This window comes from Tepidimonas sp., from assembly GCF_036824975.1.
Lineage (GTDB): Bacteria > Pseudomonadota > Gammaproteobacteria > Burkholderiales > Burkholderiaceae_C > Tepidimonas.
Map to the genome: position 1 here is coordinate 1 of NZ_DAISZC010000056.1, position 14216 is coordinate 14216.

The window sequence follows — 14216 nt, forward strand, 5'->3', positions numbered from 1 at the left end:
CACCCCCGGTGGCACCTCGAAGCACGCCTGCACGCGCTGCAGTTGCTCAGGCGTCAGGCGCAGTGCCGAGCGCAGCGCATCGTCGCGCCGCATGGCTTCAAATTCCTGCCGTACCGCTTCGGCAAAGCGCTCCCCTTCGGCCTTGACCAAAATCTTGATGCGGGCCTTGTACAGGTTGTCGCGCCGCCCGAACAGGTTGTACTGGCGCAGCACCGCCTCCAGGTACAGCAAAATCTCCTGCCACGGCACGAAGGGGTGCAGTTCGGGGGCGATGAGGGGGGTGCGACCCATGCCGCCACCCACCAGCACCCGAAAGCCCACCTCGCCCTGCTCGTTGCGGCGCAGCTGCAGTCCGATATCGTGCCAGGCGGTGGCGGCGCGGTCGTCGGCCGCGCCGGTGACGGCGATCTTGAACTTGCGCGGCAAAAACGCAAACTCGGGGTGCACCGTGCTCCACTGGCGCAGCAGCTCGCAGTAGGGGCGCGGGTCCACCACTTCGTCAGGGGCGATGCCGGCCAGCGCGTCAGTGGTGATGTTGCGGATGCAGTTGCCACTGGTCTGGATACCGTGCAGATCGGCCTCGGCCAGCACATCCATCACATCGGCGGCCCGCTCCAGCGGGATCCAGTTGAACTGGGTGTTCTGCCGTGTGGTGAAGTGGCCGTAGCCTCCCTGCCCGGCAAACGGCCCGTCGGTGACGCGGTCGAACTCACGCGCCACGCGGGCCAGCGTGCGCAGTTGGCGGCTGCTCAACTCGCCGTAAGGGATGGCCACGCGCAGCATCGGTGCGTGGCGCTGCACGTACCAGCCGTTTTGCAGCCGCAGCGGCTTGAAATCGTCGGCGCTGAGCTGCCCGGCCAGGTGGCGTTGCAGCTGGTCGCGGAACTGCGCCGCGCGTTGGCGGATGAAATGGCGGTCGAAGTCGGAATACCGGTACATCGCAGGACGTGCAACACGTGATGCCTGCGATTGTGTTATCCGGTTATGAAAAAACAAACTAAAATATCGTTTGATATCTATAACGCAGCCGCATAAGCCGGCGGGTTTGGTGGCGATGTTCCAACACCGCAGCCGCAGGCGAGGCTGCCTGTCGGAGACGGTGGCGGTAGAGGCGTGTCAGTCGGGGTTCCGGCAACGGCTAGGTCACGCGATGGTCGTGTCGCTGTCCGCGCCGGGTGGCGAAGCGGGTGTCGGCGGTGCGCCGTCGGACAGCTGATCGAGCGCGATGGTCACCAATGTCTGCAGCAACCGGGAGTCCTCGCCAATGGGGGGGGCCAGCGTCCACTGCACGTGGGGGTGGCGTGTGTGCAGGTCTGTTATCAGCGCGGGCAAATCCCGGCGCACGTGGCCGCCCACGCCCAAAAACAGCGGCAACACGGTGACTTGCCGGCAGCCGATTTCGCTCAGGTAGTCCCCGGCGCCGGGTAGGTCGGGCGCCATGAATTCCAGAAAGGCCAGTGTCACCGCCCAATCGGGACGGGCGGCACGCACGGCGTCGGCCACGCGCTCGAAGGGCTGTGCCCAGAGCGGGTCGCGCGCGCCGTGCGCGAACAAAATCAGCCCCGACGCTGGCGGCACCGGGGACGGGCTGCCCTGCCGGGGCGCGCCGTCGGGGCTGGCGGCAGGCTCGCCCACGCGGGGGCGACCTGGCGTGGCGGCGGTGGCGTTCCGGCTCTCAGGCGAGTGACCGGCGCGACTGTCAGGTGGTTGGTGGAGGGGGTTCATTGCGCGCATAATGGCACGGTCTGTCGCTTCGTGTCGTGCCATCATGGATTTGTCCGACCGTCCCCTCACCCCCGGCCCGGCTGCTGCCGCCACCCTCACCAGCGCTGAGCTGCGCCCCGGTGGGGCGCACTGGATGGCCGCGCACTGGATGCCTTTTACAGGCAACCGCCAGTTCAAGGCCGACCCGCGGTTCATCGTCGCCGCCGAGGGCGCCTACCTGATCGATGCTGAGGGGCGGCGGGTGTTCGATGGCTTGTCGGGCCTGTGGTGCACGGGGCTGGGCCATGGCCGGCGCGAGATTGTCGAGGCGGTCAGCCGTCAGGTCGCCACGCTCGACTATTCGCCCGCATTCCAGTTCGGTCATCCGCTGTCGTTCGAACTGGCCAATCGCATCGTCGAGCGCATGCCCGCCGGTCTGAACCGGGTCTTCTTCACCGCTTCGGGTTCAGAGGCGGCCGATACCGCACTCAAGATCGCGCGCGCCTACTGGCGCGCCAGGGGGCAGGCCGGCAAGACGCGCTTCATCGGCCGCGCCAAGGGCTACCACGGGGTCAACTTCGGTGGGATTTCGGTGGGGGGCATCGCCGGCAACCGCAAGCTGTTCGGGCAGGCGGTGGAGGCCGACCACCTGCCGCACACGCAACCGCCCGCGGGCAGCTTCTTTCGTGGCCAGCCGCCTGCGCAGGCCCCGTATGCGCTGGGATTGGCCGAGCAGCTGCTGGACCTGATTGCGCTGCACGACGCCTCCACCATCGCCGCCGTCATCGTCGAGCCCTTTTCCGGCTCGGCTGGCGTCGTGGTGCCGCCCCAGGGTTACCTGCAGCGGCTGCGTGAGATCTGTACCGCGCACGACATTCTGCTGATCTTCGATGAGGTCATTACCGGCTTTGGCCGCTGTGGCGCGTGGACCGGAGCCGAGGCGTTTGGCGTGGTGCCCGACATGATCAACTTCGCCAAGCAGGTCACCAACGGGGTGCAGCCGCTGGGTGGCGTGGTGGTGCGGCAGGACATCTACGACACGTTCATGGCCGCCGGGGGCCCGGAGTACGCGCTGGAGCTGCCGCACGGCTATACCTACTCGGCGCATCCGGTGGCCTGCGCCGCTGCACTGGCGTCGCTGCAGCTGCTGCAGCAAGACGAGGCGCTGGCGCGTGTGCGTGCGTTGGCGCCGGTGTTCGAAGCCAAGGTGCATGCGCTGCGCGGCATCTCCCCTTACCTCACTGACATCCGCAATTACGGCTTGGCCGCCGGGTTGACGCTGGCGCCGGTGCCGGGCGAGCCGCTCAGGCGCCCGTTCGAGGTGGCGATGCGTATGTGGGCCAAAGGCTTTTACGTGCGCTACGGCGGCGACACGGTGCAGCTGGCGCCGCCTTTCATCAGCACCGAAGCCGAGGTCGACCGTCTGGTGGACGCGCTGGGCGAGACGCTGCGCGGGCTGGCCTGACCGCGCCAGTCCGCCGGCCGCCGCAGCGGGCTGTCGCGCGCGCGCCGGACTGCGGCGTGCCGGCAATGACCGGGTGTTGCGGGTTGCGCGCTTGCCCGGAGGGCGCCCGCGTCGTCAGGCGCGGATCTACGGCGCGCTGGCCGCGGGCGCAGGCGTTAGCGCTGGGTCAGCTTGAACACGGCGGTGCTGGCCAGCAGGTTGGGCCAGCGCCGCACCACGCGGCCTTCCTCCAACCCGAAAGCGTCCTCGATGTGCAGGCCCAGGCGTCGCGCCAGCACCTCGAAGTCGGCAAAGGTGCCCACGCGGATGTTGGGCGTGTCATACCACTGGTAGGGCAGGCGCTTGGTCACCGGCATGCGTCCGGCCAGCACGCGCAGCCGATTGGGCCAGTGCGCGAAATTGGGGAAGGCGACGATGGCGCTGCGGCCCACGCGCGCGGTCTCGCGCAGCATGGTTTCGGCGTTGCGCAGGTGCTGCAGTGTGTCGATTTGCAGCACCATGTCGAAACTGTCGTCGGCAAACATCGCCAGCCCCTGCTCCAGGTTGAGCTGCAACACGTCCAGGCCGCGCTGCAGGCAGGCCAGCACCTGCGCGTCGTCGATTTCGACGCCGTAGCCGCTGCAGCCGCGCGCGTCGCGCAGGTACGCCAGCAGCGCACCATCGCCGCAGCCCAAGTCGAGCACGCGCGCGCCGCGCGGCACCCACTGGGCAATCAGTTCCTGTGTCAGACGGTCGCTCATCGCTTCAGGCTCCGCGGCCGGCCCCGGCAGGGGCCGTGTCGGTGGGGGGCGTGATCGCGGCGTCGGGGGCAGACGCCGCAGCTGAACCACGCGCGCCGCCGGCGGCGCCGACGCGGTGCTGGAAGTACGCGCGCACCGCCGCGTGGTAGCGGGCGTCATCCAGCAAGAACGCGTCGTGCCCGTGTGGGGCGTCGATTTCGCAGTAGCTTACCCGGCGCCGGTTGTCTAGCAGCGCCTGTACGATCTCGCGGCTGCGCGCCGGAGAAAACCGCCAGTCGGTGCTGAATGAGACCAGCAGAAAGTCGGCCCGGGCGCGCGCCAGGGCGGCGCTCAAGTTGCCGTCGTACGCGCGCGCCGGATCGAAGTAGTCCAGTGCGCGCGTGATCAGCAAGTAGGTGTTGGCGTCGAAATATTCGCTGAATTTGTCGCCCTGGTGGCGCAGGTAGCTCTCGATTTCGAACTCGATGTCCTGCGTGGTGTAGCGGTAGGCCAGCCGCTGGGCGGCCTCGGTGTCGCCATCACGCACGGCCTGCACCAATGGGCGCAGCCGCCGGCCAAACTTTTCGTTCATCACGTCGTCGCTCAAGTACGTGATGTGGCCGATCATGCGCGCAATGCGCAGGCCACGCCGCGGCTTGGTGCCGTGGCGCAGGTAGTGGCCGCCGTGAAAGTCCGGATCGGTGATGATGGCGCGCCGCGCCACCTCGTTGAAGGCGATGTTTTCCGCGGTCAGGTTGGGTGCGCTGGCGATGATGACCGCATGCCGCACGCGCTCGGGGTACTGCAGCGTCCATGAAAGCGCCTGCATGCCGCCGAGGCTGCCACCCATCACTGCCGCCAGTTGCCCGATGCCCAGCGCATCGAGCAGCCGCGCCTGCGCGTTGACCCAGTCCTCCACGGTGACGACCGGAAAGTCCGCACCCCACGGCTCGCCGGTGGCGGGGTTGACGTGCGTGGGGCCGGTGGAGCCGAAACACGAGCCCAGGTTGTTGACGCCGATGACAAAAAAGCGGTGGGTGTCCACCGGCTTGCCGGGGCCGACCATGTTGTGCCACCAGCCCTCACTCTTGGGCAGGGGCTGGCCGTGCTCGTCGGCGTAGTGCCCGGCCACGTGGTGCGAGGCGTTGAGGGCGTGGCAGATCAGCACCGCGTTGTCGCGTGCGGGCGACAGGGTGCCATAGGTTTCGTACACCAGCTCGAAAGCGGGCAGCACGGCGCCACTTTGCAGCCGCAGCGGCTCGGTAAACGACAGGCGTTGGGGCGTGACGATCACGGAGTATCCTTCCAGCGCGCCGTGACCGGGAATGCCTGCTCGCCCGCGGCGTGTCCGCGACCCTTCCTCTTTAGCGGAATTTGTTACGCGCCCGCAAGCGGGACCCAAATCGGCGCTGCCTGCAGTATAACGGCAACGGGCGTCGTGCCCGGGGAGAAACGCCACATGTCCGAGCTGTTTGGTTCTGATGCCTACGCGCCGCGCGAGGTCGCCCGACGCATCGAGACCGTGGGTGTGGCCAAGGCGCAGATGGCGGCACTGCCGCTGGTGATGCTGGGGGTGCTGGCGGGGGCCTTCATCGCGCTGGGCGCCTTTGCCTTCCTGATCGTCAAGGCCGACACCAGCCTGGGCTGGGCTGTCTCGCAGTGGCTGGGCGGGCTCGTCTTCTCGCTGGGGCTGCTGATGGTGGTGGTGGCTGGTGCCGAGCTGTTCACGGGCAACAACCTGCTCGCCATGGCGTGGGCGGAGGGCCTGATCGGGTCGCGTGCGGTGCTGCGCAACTGGGTGCTGGTGTGTCTGGCCAACTTTGCCGGTGCAGCCGCCGTGGCGCTGTTGATTCACCTCAGCGGGCAGACCGGCCTGAATGGGGGTGCGGTGGCCGTGCGTGTGGTGCAAATCGCGCACGCCAAGCAGGAGCTGTCGTGGCAGGCGGCGTTTTTTCGTGGCGTGATGTGCAACGTGCTGGTCTGTCTGGCGGTGTGGATGGCGATGGCCGGCCGCAGCGTTGTCGACAAGGCGGTGGCGATCGTGCCGCCGATTGCCACCTTCGTGGCCGCGGGTTTCGAGCACAGTATCGCCAACATGTTTTTCTTTCCGCTGGCGCTGCTGGTGCAGGCTGGACACGCCGAGCCTGGCACCGCGGTGACGGTGGTCGGCATGTTCGGCAACTTGGTGCCGGTGATCGCCGGCAACCTGGTCGGTGGCAGCGTGCTGGTGGGCCTGACATACCACCTGATTTACCGGCGCGGCATCGGGGCACCGTCGGCGCCGGCTGGCGAGGCACCACCACCGGACGGCCGCGGCTGAACGCACGGCGCGCACGGCGGTCGGCGCGCGCGGCGCCGGCGCGTGGTGTTGTTTCGACGCATCAAACCTGCCTTGCGGCTGCCGTTCGTGCCCCGCGTGTGGCGCCGGCGGCTAAATCCGCGCATAATGCGCGCAGCCGGGTGTCCGCGACGCCCGGCATGAGGTGACTGGTTGGTTTCGCGTGCTGCAGTGGGTTGACTTGTGTGCCGTCGGGGCTCCGTCCCTTGTCTCTCGTGTCGTGTGGTTTTTTCAGGAGTCCCAGATGGGCAACAAGTTGTACGTCGGCAATCTGCCGTATTCGGTGCGTGATGCCGACCTCGAACAGGCCTTCAGCGCCTACGGTCAGGTGTCCAGCGCCAAGGTGATGATGGAGCGCGACACCGGTCGCTCCAAGGGTTTTGGCTTTGTCGTAATGGGTAGCGACGCCGAGGCGCAGGCCGCCATTTCGGGGCTGAATGGGCAGTCGATGGGGGGCCGCAACTTGGTGGTCAACGAGGCGCGCCCCATGGAGGCGCGGCCGCCGCGCAGCGGTGGCTTTGGCGGGGGCCGCCGTGACGGTGGCGGGTTTGGCGGCGGCGAAGGGCAGTTCCGCAGCCCCTACGGCGCCGGGCGCCGTCGCGACAGCTACTGACGCGCAGCGCTGCGGGCCACCAGGGTGGCTCGCACCTGTCCCTGCAGGTCGAGCACGCCGCTGGCCTCGTCGTAGCGCAGACGGTTGCCGTGCAGGGTGTCGGTGCCGCGGGTGATCCGCACTGGCTGCTCCGACAACAGCAGTCGCTCTGCGGTCAGCCACGTCAGCGTCTCACCGGCAATGGTCAGGCGCGGCGTGGTCGTTGGCCGTGGCGTTGCGGGCATGGCCTCACGCACCACGTGTACGTCGCCCTCCAGTCGGTAGGCGCGGCGCTCGTCGTCGGTGTGCAAGGTGTCGGCCCGCGCTTCGGTGCGCAGGCCGCGCCGCCGGTCGTAGCGTATCAGGCGGGCTTGCAGGACACGGCTGTCTTGGCTGACCGGGAAGTGGTCGAGCTGGCGGCCGTGCACGGTCAGCACCAGCTGGCCGTCGGGCCCGTAGCGGTGCCACACGAAGTTCTCCAGCCGATAGTCGGGCTGACCCTGCGCCAGCGGCGGTTGCGGGGTCGGGGTTGCCGGCATCGGTACCCGCTGTACGATGGCGTAGCTGCCCAGCGCCAGCGCGCCCATCAACAGCACCGGCAGGTACAGCGATACCCGATCCCACAGGGCCTGGCAGCGCCCCGTTCCCTGGATAGTCGCGCCCCTCATGCGTCCAGTGCCTCCTGCAGCAGCGCGCGGTAGTGGCCGCTGGCCGCCAGCAGCAGATCGCAGAACTCGCGCGCCGCGCCGCTGCCGGGCAGCGCCTGCGTGACGTGGTGCACGCGCGCGCGCACCTCGGCGTGCGCGGTGGGGGGCGCCACCGCCAGCGCGCAGCGCTGCAGCAGCGCTAGGTCGGGCCAGTCGTCGCCGATGGCGGCGGCCTGCGACCAGTCCAGTCCCAGCACCTCCAGCACCTCCTGTGCCGCGGCGCGTTTGGCTTCGGTGCCCAAGCGGGCGTGGCGCACGCCCAGCGCCTGCAGGCGCAGCCGCAGCGCCGTGGCGTCGCGTCCGGAGATGACCGCGGGTTCGATACCGGCGCGCTGCAGCAGCTTCAGGCCGTGGCCGTCCAGCGTGTGAAAACGCTTCAGCTCTTCGCCCTGTGGCCCATAGTACAGGCCGCCGTCCGTCAGCACGCCATCGACGTCGAAGAACGCCACCCGCACGTCCTGGGCACGCAGCAGCAGCTCGGGTGCAAAGCGCAGTACCGGGGTCATCAGATCACCTTCGCGCGCATCAGGTCATGGTGGTTCAACGCTCCCACCAGCCGCTGTGTGTCATCCACCACCAGCACGCTGGTGATGCGGTGGGTTTCCATCAGGGCCGCCGCCTCCACTGCCAGCATCGCCGGGCGCACCGTGCGCGGCTGCGGGTGCATAATGGCCTGCGCGGTCAGTGCGCGCAGGTCTTCGCCCACATGGCGTTCGATCAAGCGCCGCAGGTCGCCGTCGGTAAAGATGCCGATGGGCCGCCCAGATTCGTCCACGATGGCGGTGGCCCCCAGCCCCTTGGCGCTCATCTCACGCATGACCTCCACCAGCGGCGCCTCGGGCGGCACGCGCGGGGTGGCCTGCAGCGGCCGCATCACGTCGCGCACCAGCGTCAGCAGCCGCCGCCCCAGCGCCCCGCCCGGGTGCGAACGCGCAAAATCGTCGGGCCGAAAGCCGCGCGCGCTCAGCAGCGCCACCGCCAGCGCGTCGCCCATGGCCAGCTGTGCAGTGGTGCTGGCCGTGGGGGCCAGGTTTAGCGGGCAGGCTTCGCGCGCCACCGCGGTGTCCAGCACGATGTCGGCATGGCGCGCCAGCGTCGAATCGGCCCGCCCCGTCATCGCCACCAGCGGCACGCCCATGCGCTTGATCAGCGGCACGATGATGGTGAGCTCGTCGCTTTCGCCGGAGTTGCTGATCGCCAGCACGGCGTCGGCGGGCGTGATCATGCCTAGGTCGCCGTGGCTGGCTTCGGCCGGGTGCATGAACAGCGCCGGCGTGCCGGTGGAGGCCAGCGTGGCGGCGATCTTGCGCCCCACGTGGCCGCTTTTGCCCATGCCGGTGACGACGACGCGTCCACGGCAGGCCAGCAGTGTGCGCACCGCCTGCGCAAAGCGCCCATCCAGCCGCGCGGCCAGCGCCTGCAAGCCCTGGATTTCGATGGTCAGCGCCTCGCGCCCTAGCGCGAGCAGCGTGTCGTCGTCTGGTGCCGTGCCGACCTTGGCGCCGACGCGCACCTCAGGGCTGGTCGGAGAGACGCTGGTGGTGGTGCTGGCGGGCGGCTCGTGTTCCGAATCCACCGCACCACCCCGCGGCGGTGTGCTGTTGTCCTGCACCGCAGCAGAGCGGTCATCCGTACCAGAGGAAAACGCAGAAGACATGCCCCGCATTATCCGTCCGCGCGCCAACGCGTCATCCCGCAGCGTCACGACGGTCCCAGCCGAGTGTCGCCGCGCCGCAGGTTCGCCCGCCGCCCGTGGCCAACCCCGTAAGATTGCACTCCGATGAACGCGCTCGATCTGGCCCTGCTGTACCTGCTGGCCGCCGTACTGGGGGTGGTGGTGTGTCGGCTGCTGCACCTGCCGGCCATGATTGGCTATCTGGCGGTGGGCGTGCTGATCGGCCCACACGCGCTGGCGCTGGCGCAAAACTCGGCTGGACTGCGCTACCTGGCCGAGTTTGGCGTGGTGTTTTTGATGTTTGCCATCGGGCTGGAATTTAGCCTGCCCAAACTGCGCGCCATGAAGCGGCACGTCTTTGGGCTGGGCGCAGCGCAGGTGGGGCTGACGGTGCTGCTGACGACGGCGGCGTCGCTGCTGCTGGGTTGGCTGCTGCCGCAGTGGTGGCAGATGCACTGGCAGATGGCGCTGGCCATGGGTGGCGTGATGGCCATGAGCAGCACCGCCATCGTCGTCAAGCTGCTGGCCGACCGGCTGGAGCTGGAGTCCGAACACGGCCAGCGCATCGTCGGCATCCTGCTATTTCAGGACTTGGCCGTGGTGCCGCTGCTGGTGCTGATTCCGGCGTTGGGGGCCGACCCCGACGACTTGCTGTGGGCGCTGGGGCTGGCGCTGCTGAAGGCGGGCGCGCTGCTGGCGCTGTTGCTCACCGGTGGCCAGCGCCTGATGCGCTGGTGGCTAACGCTGGTGGCGCGGCGCAAGAGCCAGGAACTGTTCATGCTCAACCTGCTGCTGGTCACGCTGGGGCTGGCGTGGCTGACCGAGCACGCGGGCCTGAGCCTGGCGCTGGGGGCGTTCGTGGCCGGCATGCTGATCGCCGAGACCGAATACAAGCACCAAGTCGAGACCGATATCCGCCCCTTTCACGACGTGCTGCTGGGGCTGTTTTTCATCACTATCGGCATGATGCTGGACTGGCGCGTGGTGCTGGAGCGCTGGCCGCTGGTGTTGCTGCTGCTGGCGCTGTCGCTGGCGTTCAAGGTGGCGCTAATCACTGCCGTGACCCATGCGTTCGGCGCGCCGCTGGGCGTGTCGCTGCGCGTAGGGCTGTACCTGATGCAGGCGGGGGAATTCGGTCTGGTGCTGCTGCAGCTGGCCAACCAGAATGGCCTGGTGCCGCCGGCGCTGTTCAACCCCACGCTGGCCTCGATGGTGGTGTCGATGCTGTTGACGCCGCTCATTGTCCAGCACAGCAATACGCTGGTCGGGCGCCTGGTGGGCAGCGACTGGCTGATGCAGTCGGTGCAGATGACACAAATTGCACGCCGTGCCATCGGCACGCAGGGGCACGTCATCATCTGCGGCTACGGGCGCTGCGGCCAAAACCTGGCCAGTCTGCTCGACGCCGAGGGCATGCCCTACATGGCGCTGGACCTCGACCCCGACCGCGTGCGCCAGGCCGCCGCTGCGGGCCACTCGGTGGTCTTTGGCGACGCCGCGCGGCTGCAGGCGCTCAAGGCGGCGGGTCTGTCGCGCGCCGCCGCCGTCGTCATCACCTATCTGGACACGCCCAGCGCGCTGAAGGTGCTGCACCACGTGCGCGAGCACGCCCCGCATGTGCCGGTGGTGGTGCGCACCGTGGATGACGCCGACTTGGCGCGCTTGCAGGCGGCCGGCGCCACCGAAGTGGTGCCCGAGGCACTGGAAGCCAGCCTGATGCTGGCCAGCCACGCGCTGGCGCTGGTGGGCGTGCCGCTGCGACGCGTGGTGCGGCTGGTGCAGGAGCAGCGCGCCGCGCGCTACCAACTGCTGCGCGGCTACTTTCACGGTGCCGACGACGACACCGACGAGGCGCAGCACGAGCGGCTGGCCACCGTGGTGGTGCCGCGCGCCGGCCCCACCGTGGGCCGCACGCTGGGCGATCTGGCCCTGGACACCCTGGGCGTGCGCGTGATGAGCGTGCGCCGCGCCGGCGGGCAGCGTCAGGCCCCCACCGACGACCTGGCGCTGCAGGGCGGCGACGCCGTGGTGCTGTTTGGCGTGCCCGAAGCGCTGGCACTGGCCGAAGCGCGCCTGCTGGCCGGATAATCGGCGTCATGGACACCGCCGCCTACCTCAAAGCCCACATCCGCACCGTACCCGACTGGCCGGCACCGGGGGTGCAGTTCCGCGACATCACCCCGCTGCTGCAGGACCCCAAGGTTTTTCGCGTCCTCATCGACGCTTTCGTGCATCGCTACATGGATCGCGCCATGCGCCCGGACGTCGTCGCCGGGCTGGACGCACGCGGCTTCATCATCGGCTCGGTGGTGGCCTACGAGCTGGGCGTGGGCTTCGTGCCCATCCGCAAGAAGGGCAAGCTGCCCTTTACCACGGTAGAAGAGACCTATGAGCTGGAGTACGGCAGCGCCACCGTGGAGCTGCACACCGACGCTGTGCAGCCCGGCGACCGCGTGCTGCTGATCGACGACCTGATCGCTACCGGCGGCACCATGATGGCCGGCAAGAAGCTGCTGGAAAAGCTGGGGGCCAGGGTGACGGAAGGTGCGGCCATCGTGGCGCTGCCCGAGCTCGGTGGCGTGCAGCGGCTGCAGGAGGCCGGGCTGCCGCTGTTTACCCTGGTCAGCTTCGAGGGGCACTGAGCGCGTGCGCGTCGTCGCCGGCCGGTTGGGGTGCTGCTGGCCGCTGCGCGCCACGCCAGTACAGCGCGCGCACTTGCAGCCCCAGCGCGTGCGCCGCTTCCTGTGGCACCTTGGCTTGCAGCCGCGCGGCTTGCGGCGTCGACCCCACCGCCCGGCCCGCCGTCGGCGGCGGCTCGCCCATCAGCACCAGGTGTTGCACGCCGGCGCGATCCAACGACAGGGCACGCACCCGCCAGCGGTTCGACACCACGCCGCGCACCCAGGCGGCGACGCGTTCGCGCTGCAGCCGGCGCGGGTTGGGCGGACCGGACTGGCCGCCATGGGCGCTGCCGGCTAAGGCCACCAGCGCTGCCAACAGATGCACCAGCGGCTGCCGCCGATGGCGGGCGGTGCAGCAGGGGTTTGCGGGCTCATGGGATAGCGGACGGGGGCCGTGCCAACCCGCACATGGTGACGCGCAATCCGTGATCTCGGTACAGCAGCCGGTCGGCTCGGTGCGATTTCCGGCTAGCAGAGGCCGGGTTTTGAGGTAATCTACGCCTGATCCGGACCGCATCTCGCCTGCTGCCGCTGCCGTGGCCAGCGCGCAGCGGGTGGACGGTGGTTTGTCATCCACCTCAAGGAGAACCGATGTCTGCCGTCGCTGCCGCCGCGCCCGCCGTTGGGGCGCATGCCTCCGGTGCCGAATACCTGACCTTCCGTCTCGGGGCCGAGGAATACGGCATCGATATTTTGCGTGTGCAAGAAATCCGCTCCTACGAGCCGCCGACGCGCATCGCCAACGCGCCCTCGCATATGCTCGGCGTGGTCAACTTGCGCGGCGTCATCGTGCCGGTGGTGGATTTGCGCATCAAGCTCGGCTGCGCCAGTGTCGAGTACAACGGCCTGACGGTGGTGATCGTGCTCAACGTCAAGGGTCGGGTCGTCGGTGTCGTCGTCGATTCGGTGTCCGACGTGCTGGAGCTGCCGCGCGAGCAGATTCGGCCAGCGCCCGAGATGACCTCCAGCACCGTCGATACCGCCTTCATCACCGGTATCGCCAGTGTGGGAGAGCGCATGTTAATCCTGATGGACATCGAGGCGCTGATGGGCAGCCCCGACATGGGGCTGACGGACGGCACCTGAACACGGAGAACGCCATGGGTGGATCGACGTGCTGGATGCGGCTGTGGAGTGTGCGCGTGCGCATGCTCGGCGCCATCGGCGTGGTGCTGGTGCTGTTGCTGGCGCTGGTGGGCGTGGGGGTGTGGGCGGTGCACCACATGCAGATCGCGCAGCACGAGGCGCTGACCCTGGCCTGGGAGGCCACGGCGGGCAAAAGCGGGGAGGCGTTTGCCACCGAGATGATCCGCCTGACCGAGCGCGGTGAAGAACTCAAATGGCAGTCCATCGGTGCCTTGCTCGTGGCGGCTTTGCTGGCCTTGTTGGTGGTGGCTCCTACCACCTGGGCCAATATGCGCAGCATCGTGGTGCCGGTGCAGCAGGCGCAGGGCATGGCGGTGGCCATCGCCCGTGGCGACCTGACGACGCGACCCGACGTAGGGGGGCGCGACGAGCTGGCCGAGCTGATGCGCAGTCTGGCCGATATGCAGACGGCGCTGGCGCGCACGGTGGGTGAGGTGCGCACCACCGCCGAGCGCCTGCGCCACACCGCCGAAGGCGTGGCCAGTGGCAGCCGCGATCTGGCCCAGCGCACCGAGCAGACCGCCGAGCACCTGCGCCAGACCGCGGCCAGCGTGGCCGAGTTGACCCAAAGCCTGGGCGCCACCCGGGACGCGGCCCAAGCCGCCATCGCGCTGGCGCAGCGCAACGCCGACGCCGCCGACCGCAGTGGGCAAGCGGTCGGTGCCATCGTCACCACCATGGACGACATCCGCGCCTCCAGCGAAAAAATCGCCCACATCACCAGCGTCATCGACGGCATTGCGTTCCAGACCAACATCCTGGCGCTCAACGCGGCGGTGGAGGCAGCGCGCGCGGGCGAGGCCGGCCGTGGCTTTGCGGTGGTGGCCGGCGAAGTGCGGGCGCTGGCGCAGCGCAGTGCGCAGGCCGCGCGCGAAATCAAGGCCCTCATTGAAGCCAGTGTGGACAAGGTGCGCGCCGGCACCGAGCAGGTGCACGGCGCTGGCGGCACCATTCGCGAAGTCGTGGCCAACGCCGAGCAAGTCTCCTCCTTCATTGCCGATATTTCGGCCGCCACCCAGCGGCAAGCGCAAGGGCTGGCGCAGATCAACGCGGCCGTTGCCGAAGTGGACCAGATGACCGAGCAAAACACCCGACTGGTGGCGCACAGCAGCGACACCGCCAGCCACGTGCGCGCGCAGGCTGAACGGTTGGCACGGATGGTTGAGGTGTTTCGTCTGCCCGCCGAAGA

General features: G+C 68.9%; 15 protein-coding genes and 1 riboswitch. Of the genes, 7 read left to right on the forward strand and 8 right to left on the reverse strand.

The features are described 5' to 3' along the window. Both V7Z54_RS07380 and V7Z54_RS07385 read right to left on the reverse strand, forming a co-directional pair. A partial coding sequence (locus V7Z54_RS07380) for a nitrite/sulfite reductase (protein ID WP_334135520.1) occupies positions 1-939 on the reverse strand: 939 nt, incomplete at its 3' end. A 204-nt stretch (positions 940-1143) separates the two neighbouring features. Next, positions 1144-1635, reverse strand: a complete 492-nt coding sequence (locus V7Z54_RS07385) for a sirohydrochlorin chelatase (protein WP_334135521.1) — start codon at positions 1633-1635, stop codon at positions 1144-1146. Positions 1636-1858: 223 nt separating this feature from the next. On the opposite strand from V7Z54_RS07385, the gene V7Z54_RS07390 reads away from it, so the two are divergent. Next, positions 1859-3169, forward strand: coding sequence for an aspartate aminotransferase family protein (locus tag V7Z54_RS07390; RefSeq protein ID WP_334135538.1), 1311 nt, complete (start codon positions 1859-1861; stop codon positions 3167-3169). A 155-nt stretch (positions 3170-3324) separates the two neighbouring features. Here the strand turns inward: V7Z54_RS07390 and metW are convergent, their stop codons facing one another. Both metW and metX read right to left on the reverse strand, forming a co-directional pair. Further along, positions 3325-3909 (reverse strand): methionine biosynthesis protein MetW, encoded by a 585-nt coding sequence (gene metW, locus V7Z54_RS07395; protein ID WP_334135523.1) that lies wholly within the window; start codon positions 3907-3909, stop codon positions 3325-3327. A gap of 4 nt (positions 3910-3913) precedes the next feature. Beyond that, a complete protein-coding gene (gene metX, locus V7Z54_RS07400) occupies positions 3914-5182 on the reverse strand; it encodes a homoserine O-succinyltransferase MetX (protein ID WP_334135524.1) in 1269 nt (422 codons plus the stop codon). Between the two features lie 49 nt (positions 5183-5231). Beyond that, positions 5232-5308, reverse strand: a riboswitch (SAM riboswitch). A gap of 39 nt (positions 5309-5347) precedes the next feature. On the opposite strand from metX, the gene V7Z54_RS07405 reads away from it, so the two are divergent. Next, positions 5348-6208 carry a formate/nitrite transporter family protein gene (locus tag V7Z54_RS07405; protein ID WP_334135525.1) on the forward strand — a complete coding sequence of 287 codons (861 nt, stop codon included), beginning with the start codon at positions 5348-5350 and terminating at the stop codon, positions 6206-6208. Positions 6209-6470: 262 nt separating this feature from the next. Further along, positions 6471-6839, forward strand: coding sequence for an RNA recognition motif domain-containing protein (locus V7Z54_RS07410; protein WP_334135526.1), 369 nt, complete (start codon positions 6471-6473; stop codon positions 6837-6839). On the opposite strand, the gene lptC is transcribed toward V7Z54_RS07410, so the two are convergent. Genes lptC through V7Z54_RS07425 form a run of 3 tightly spaced genes read right to left on the reverse strand, consistent with a single transcriptional unit; the run spans position 6833 to position 9182 of the window. Then, positions 6833-7486: an LPS export ABC transporter periplasmic protein LptC gene (gene lptC / locus V7Z54_RS07415; RefSeq protein WP_334135528.1), complete on the reverse strand. Its 654-nt coding sequence runs from the start codon at positions 7484-7486 to the stop codon at positions 6833-6835. The two genes, V7Z54_RS07410 and lptC, sit on opposite strands and share 7 nt — an antisense overlap. After that, positions 7483-8031 carry a KdsC family phosphatase gene (locus tag V7Z54_RS07420; protein ID WP_334135529.1) on the reverse strand — a complete coding sequence of 183 codons (549 nt, stop codon included), beginning with the start codon at positions 8029-8031 and terminating at the stop codon, positions 7483-7485. Before V7Z54_RS07420 ends, lptC begins: the two co-directional genes overlap by 4 nt. Further along, positions 8031-9182: a KpsF/GutQ family sugar-phosphate isomerase gene (locus V7Z54_RS07425; RefSeq protein WP_334135530.1), complete on the reverse strand. Its 1152-nt coding sequence runs from the start codon at positions 9180-9182 to the stop codon at positions 8031-8033. The genes V7Z54_RS07420 and V7Z54_RS07425 overlap by 1 nt, the downstream gene beginning before the upstream one ends. A 123-nt stretch (positions 9183-9305) precedes the next feature. Here V7Z54_RS07425 and V7Z54_RS07430 point away from each other — a divergent pair, with 123 nt between their 5' ends. Beyond that, positions 9306-11288, forward strand: a complete 1983-nt coding sequence (locus V7Z54_RS07430) for a monovalent cation:proton antiporter-2 (CPA2) family protein (protein ID WP_334135532.1) — start codon at positions 9306-9308, stop codon at positions 11286-11288. Between the two features lie 8 nt (positions 11289-11296). After that, positions 11297-11842 carry an adenine phosphoribosyltransferase gene (locus tag V7Z54_RS07435; RefSeq protein ID WP_334135534.1) on the forward strand — a complete coding sequence of 182 codons (546 nt, stop codon included), beginning with the start codon at positions 11297-11299 and terminating at the stop codon, positions 11840-11842. Here the strand turns inward: V7Z54_RS07435 and V7Z54_RS07440 are convergent. After that, on the reverse strand, positions 11823-12206 hold the full coding sequence (locus V7Z54_RS07440) for a hypothetical protein (RefSeq protein ID WP_334135535.1): 384 nt from the start codon (positions 12204-12206) through the stop codon (positions 11823-11825). The genes V7Z54_RS07435 and V7Z54_RS07440 overlap by 20 nt on opposite strands. 266 nt (positions 12207-12472) lie before the next feature. On the opposite strand from V7Z54_RS07440, the gene V7Z54_RS07445 reads away from it, so the two are divergent. Both V7Z54_RS07445 and V7Z54_RS07450 read left to right on the forward strand, forming a co-directional pair. After that, positions 12473-12967 (forward strand): chemotaxis protein CheW, encoded by a 495-nt coding sequence (locus tag V7Z54_RS07445; protein ID WP_334135536.1) that lies wholly within the window; start codon positions 12473-12475, stop codon positions 12965-12967. A gap of 14 nt (positions 12968-12981) precedes the next feature. Further along, a partial coding sequence (locus V7Z54_RS07450; protein ID WP_334135537.1) for a methyl-accepting chemotaxis protein occupies positions 12982-14216 on the forward strand: 1235 nt, incomplete at its 3' end.

Coding starts and splice junctions, on each gene's coding strand:
- V7Z54_RS07390 (WP_334135538.1), top strand. CDS start 1,859: ATGGCCGCGCACTGGATGCCTTTTACAGGCAACCGCCAGTTCAAGGCC.
- metW (WP_334135523.1), bottom strand. CDS start 3,909: ATGAGCGACCGTCTGACACAGGAACTGATTGCCCAGTGGGTGCCGCGC.
- V7Z54_RS07405 (WP_334135525.1), top strand. CDS start 5,348: ATGTCCGAGCTGTTTGGTTCTGATGCCTACGCGCCGCGCGAGGTCGCC.
- V7Z54_RS07410 (WP_334135526.1), top strand. CDS start 6,471: ATGGGCAACAAGTTGTACGTCGGCAATCTGCCGTATTCGGTGCGTGAT.
- lptC (WP_334135528.1), bottom strand. CDS start 7,486: ATGAGGGGCGCGACTATCCAGGGAACGGGGCGCTGCCAGGCCCTGTGG.
- V7Z54_RS07420 (WP_334135529.1), bottom strand. CDS start 8,031: ATGACCCCGGTACTGCGCTTTGCACCCGAGCTGCTGCTGCGTGCCCAG.
- V7Z54_RS07425 (WP_334135530.1), bottom strand. CDS start 9,182: ATGTCTTCTGCGTTTTCCTCTGGTACGGATGACCGCTCTGCTGCGGTG.
- V7Z54_RS07430 (WP_334135532.1), top strand. CDS start 9,306: ATGAACGCGCTCGATCTGGCCCTGCTGTACCTGCTGGCCGCCGTACTG.
- V7Z54_RS07435 (WP_334135534.1), top strand. CDS start 11,297: ATGGACACCGCCGCCTACCTCAAAGCCCACATCCGCACCGTACCCGAC.
- V7Z54_RS07445 (WP_334135536.1), top strand. CDS start 12,473: ATGTCTGCCGTCGCTGCCGCCGCGCCCGCCGTTGGGGCGCATGCCTCC.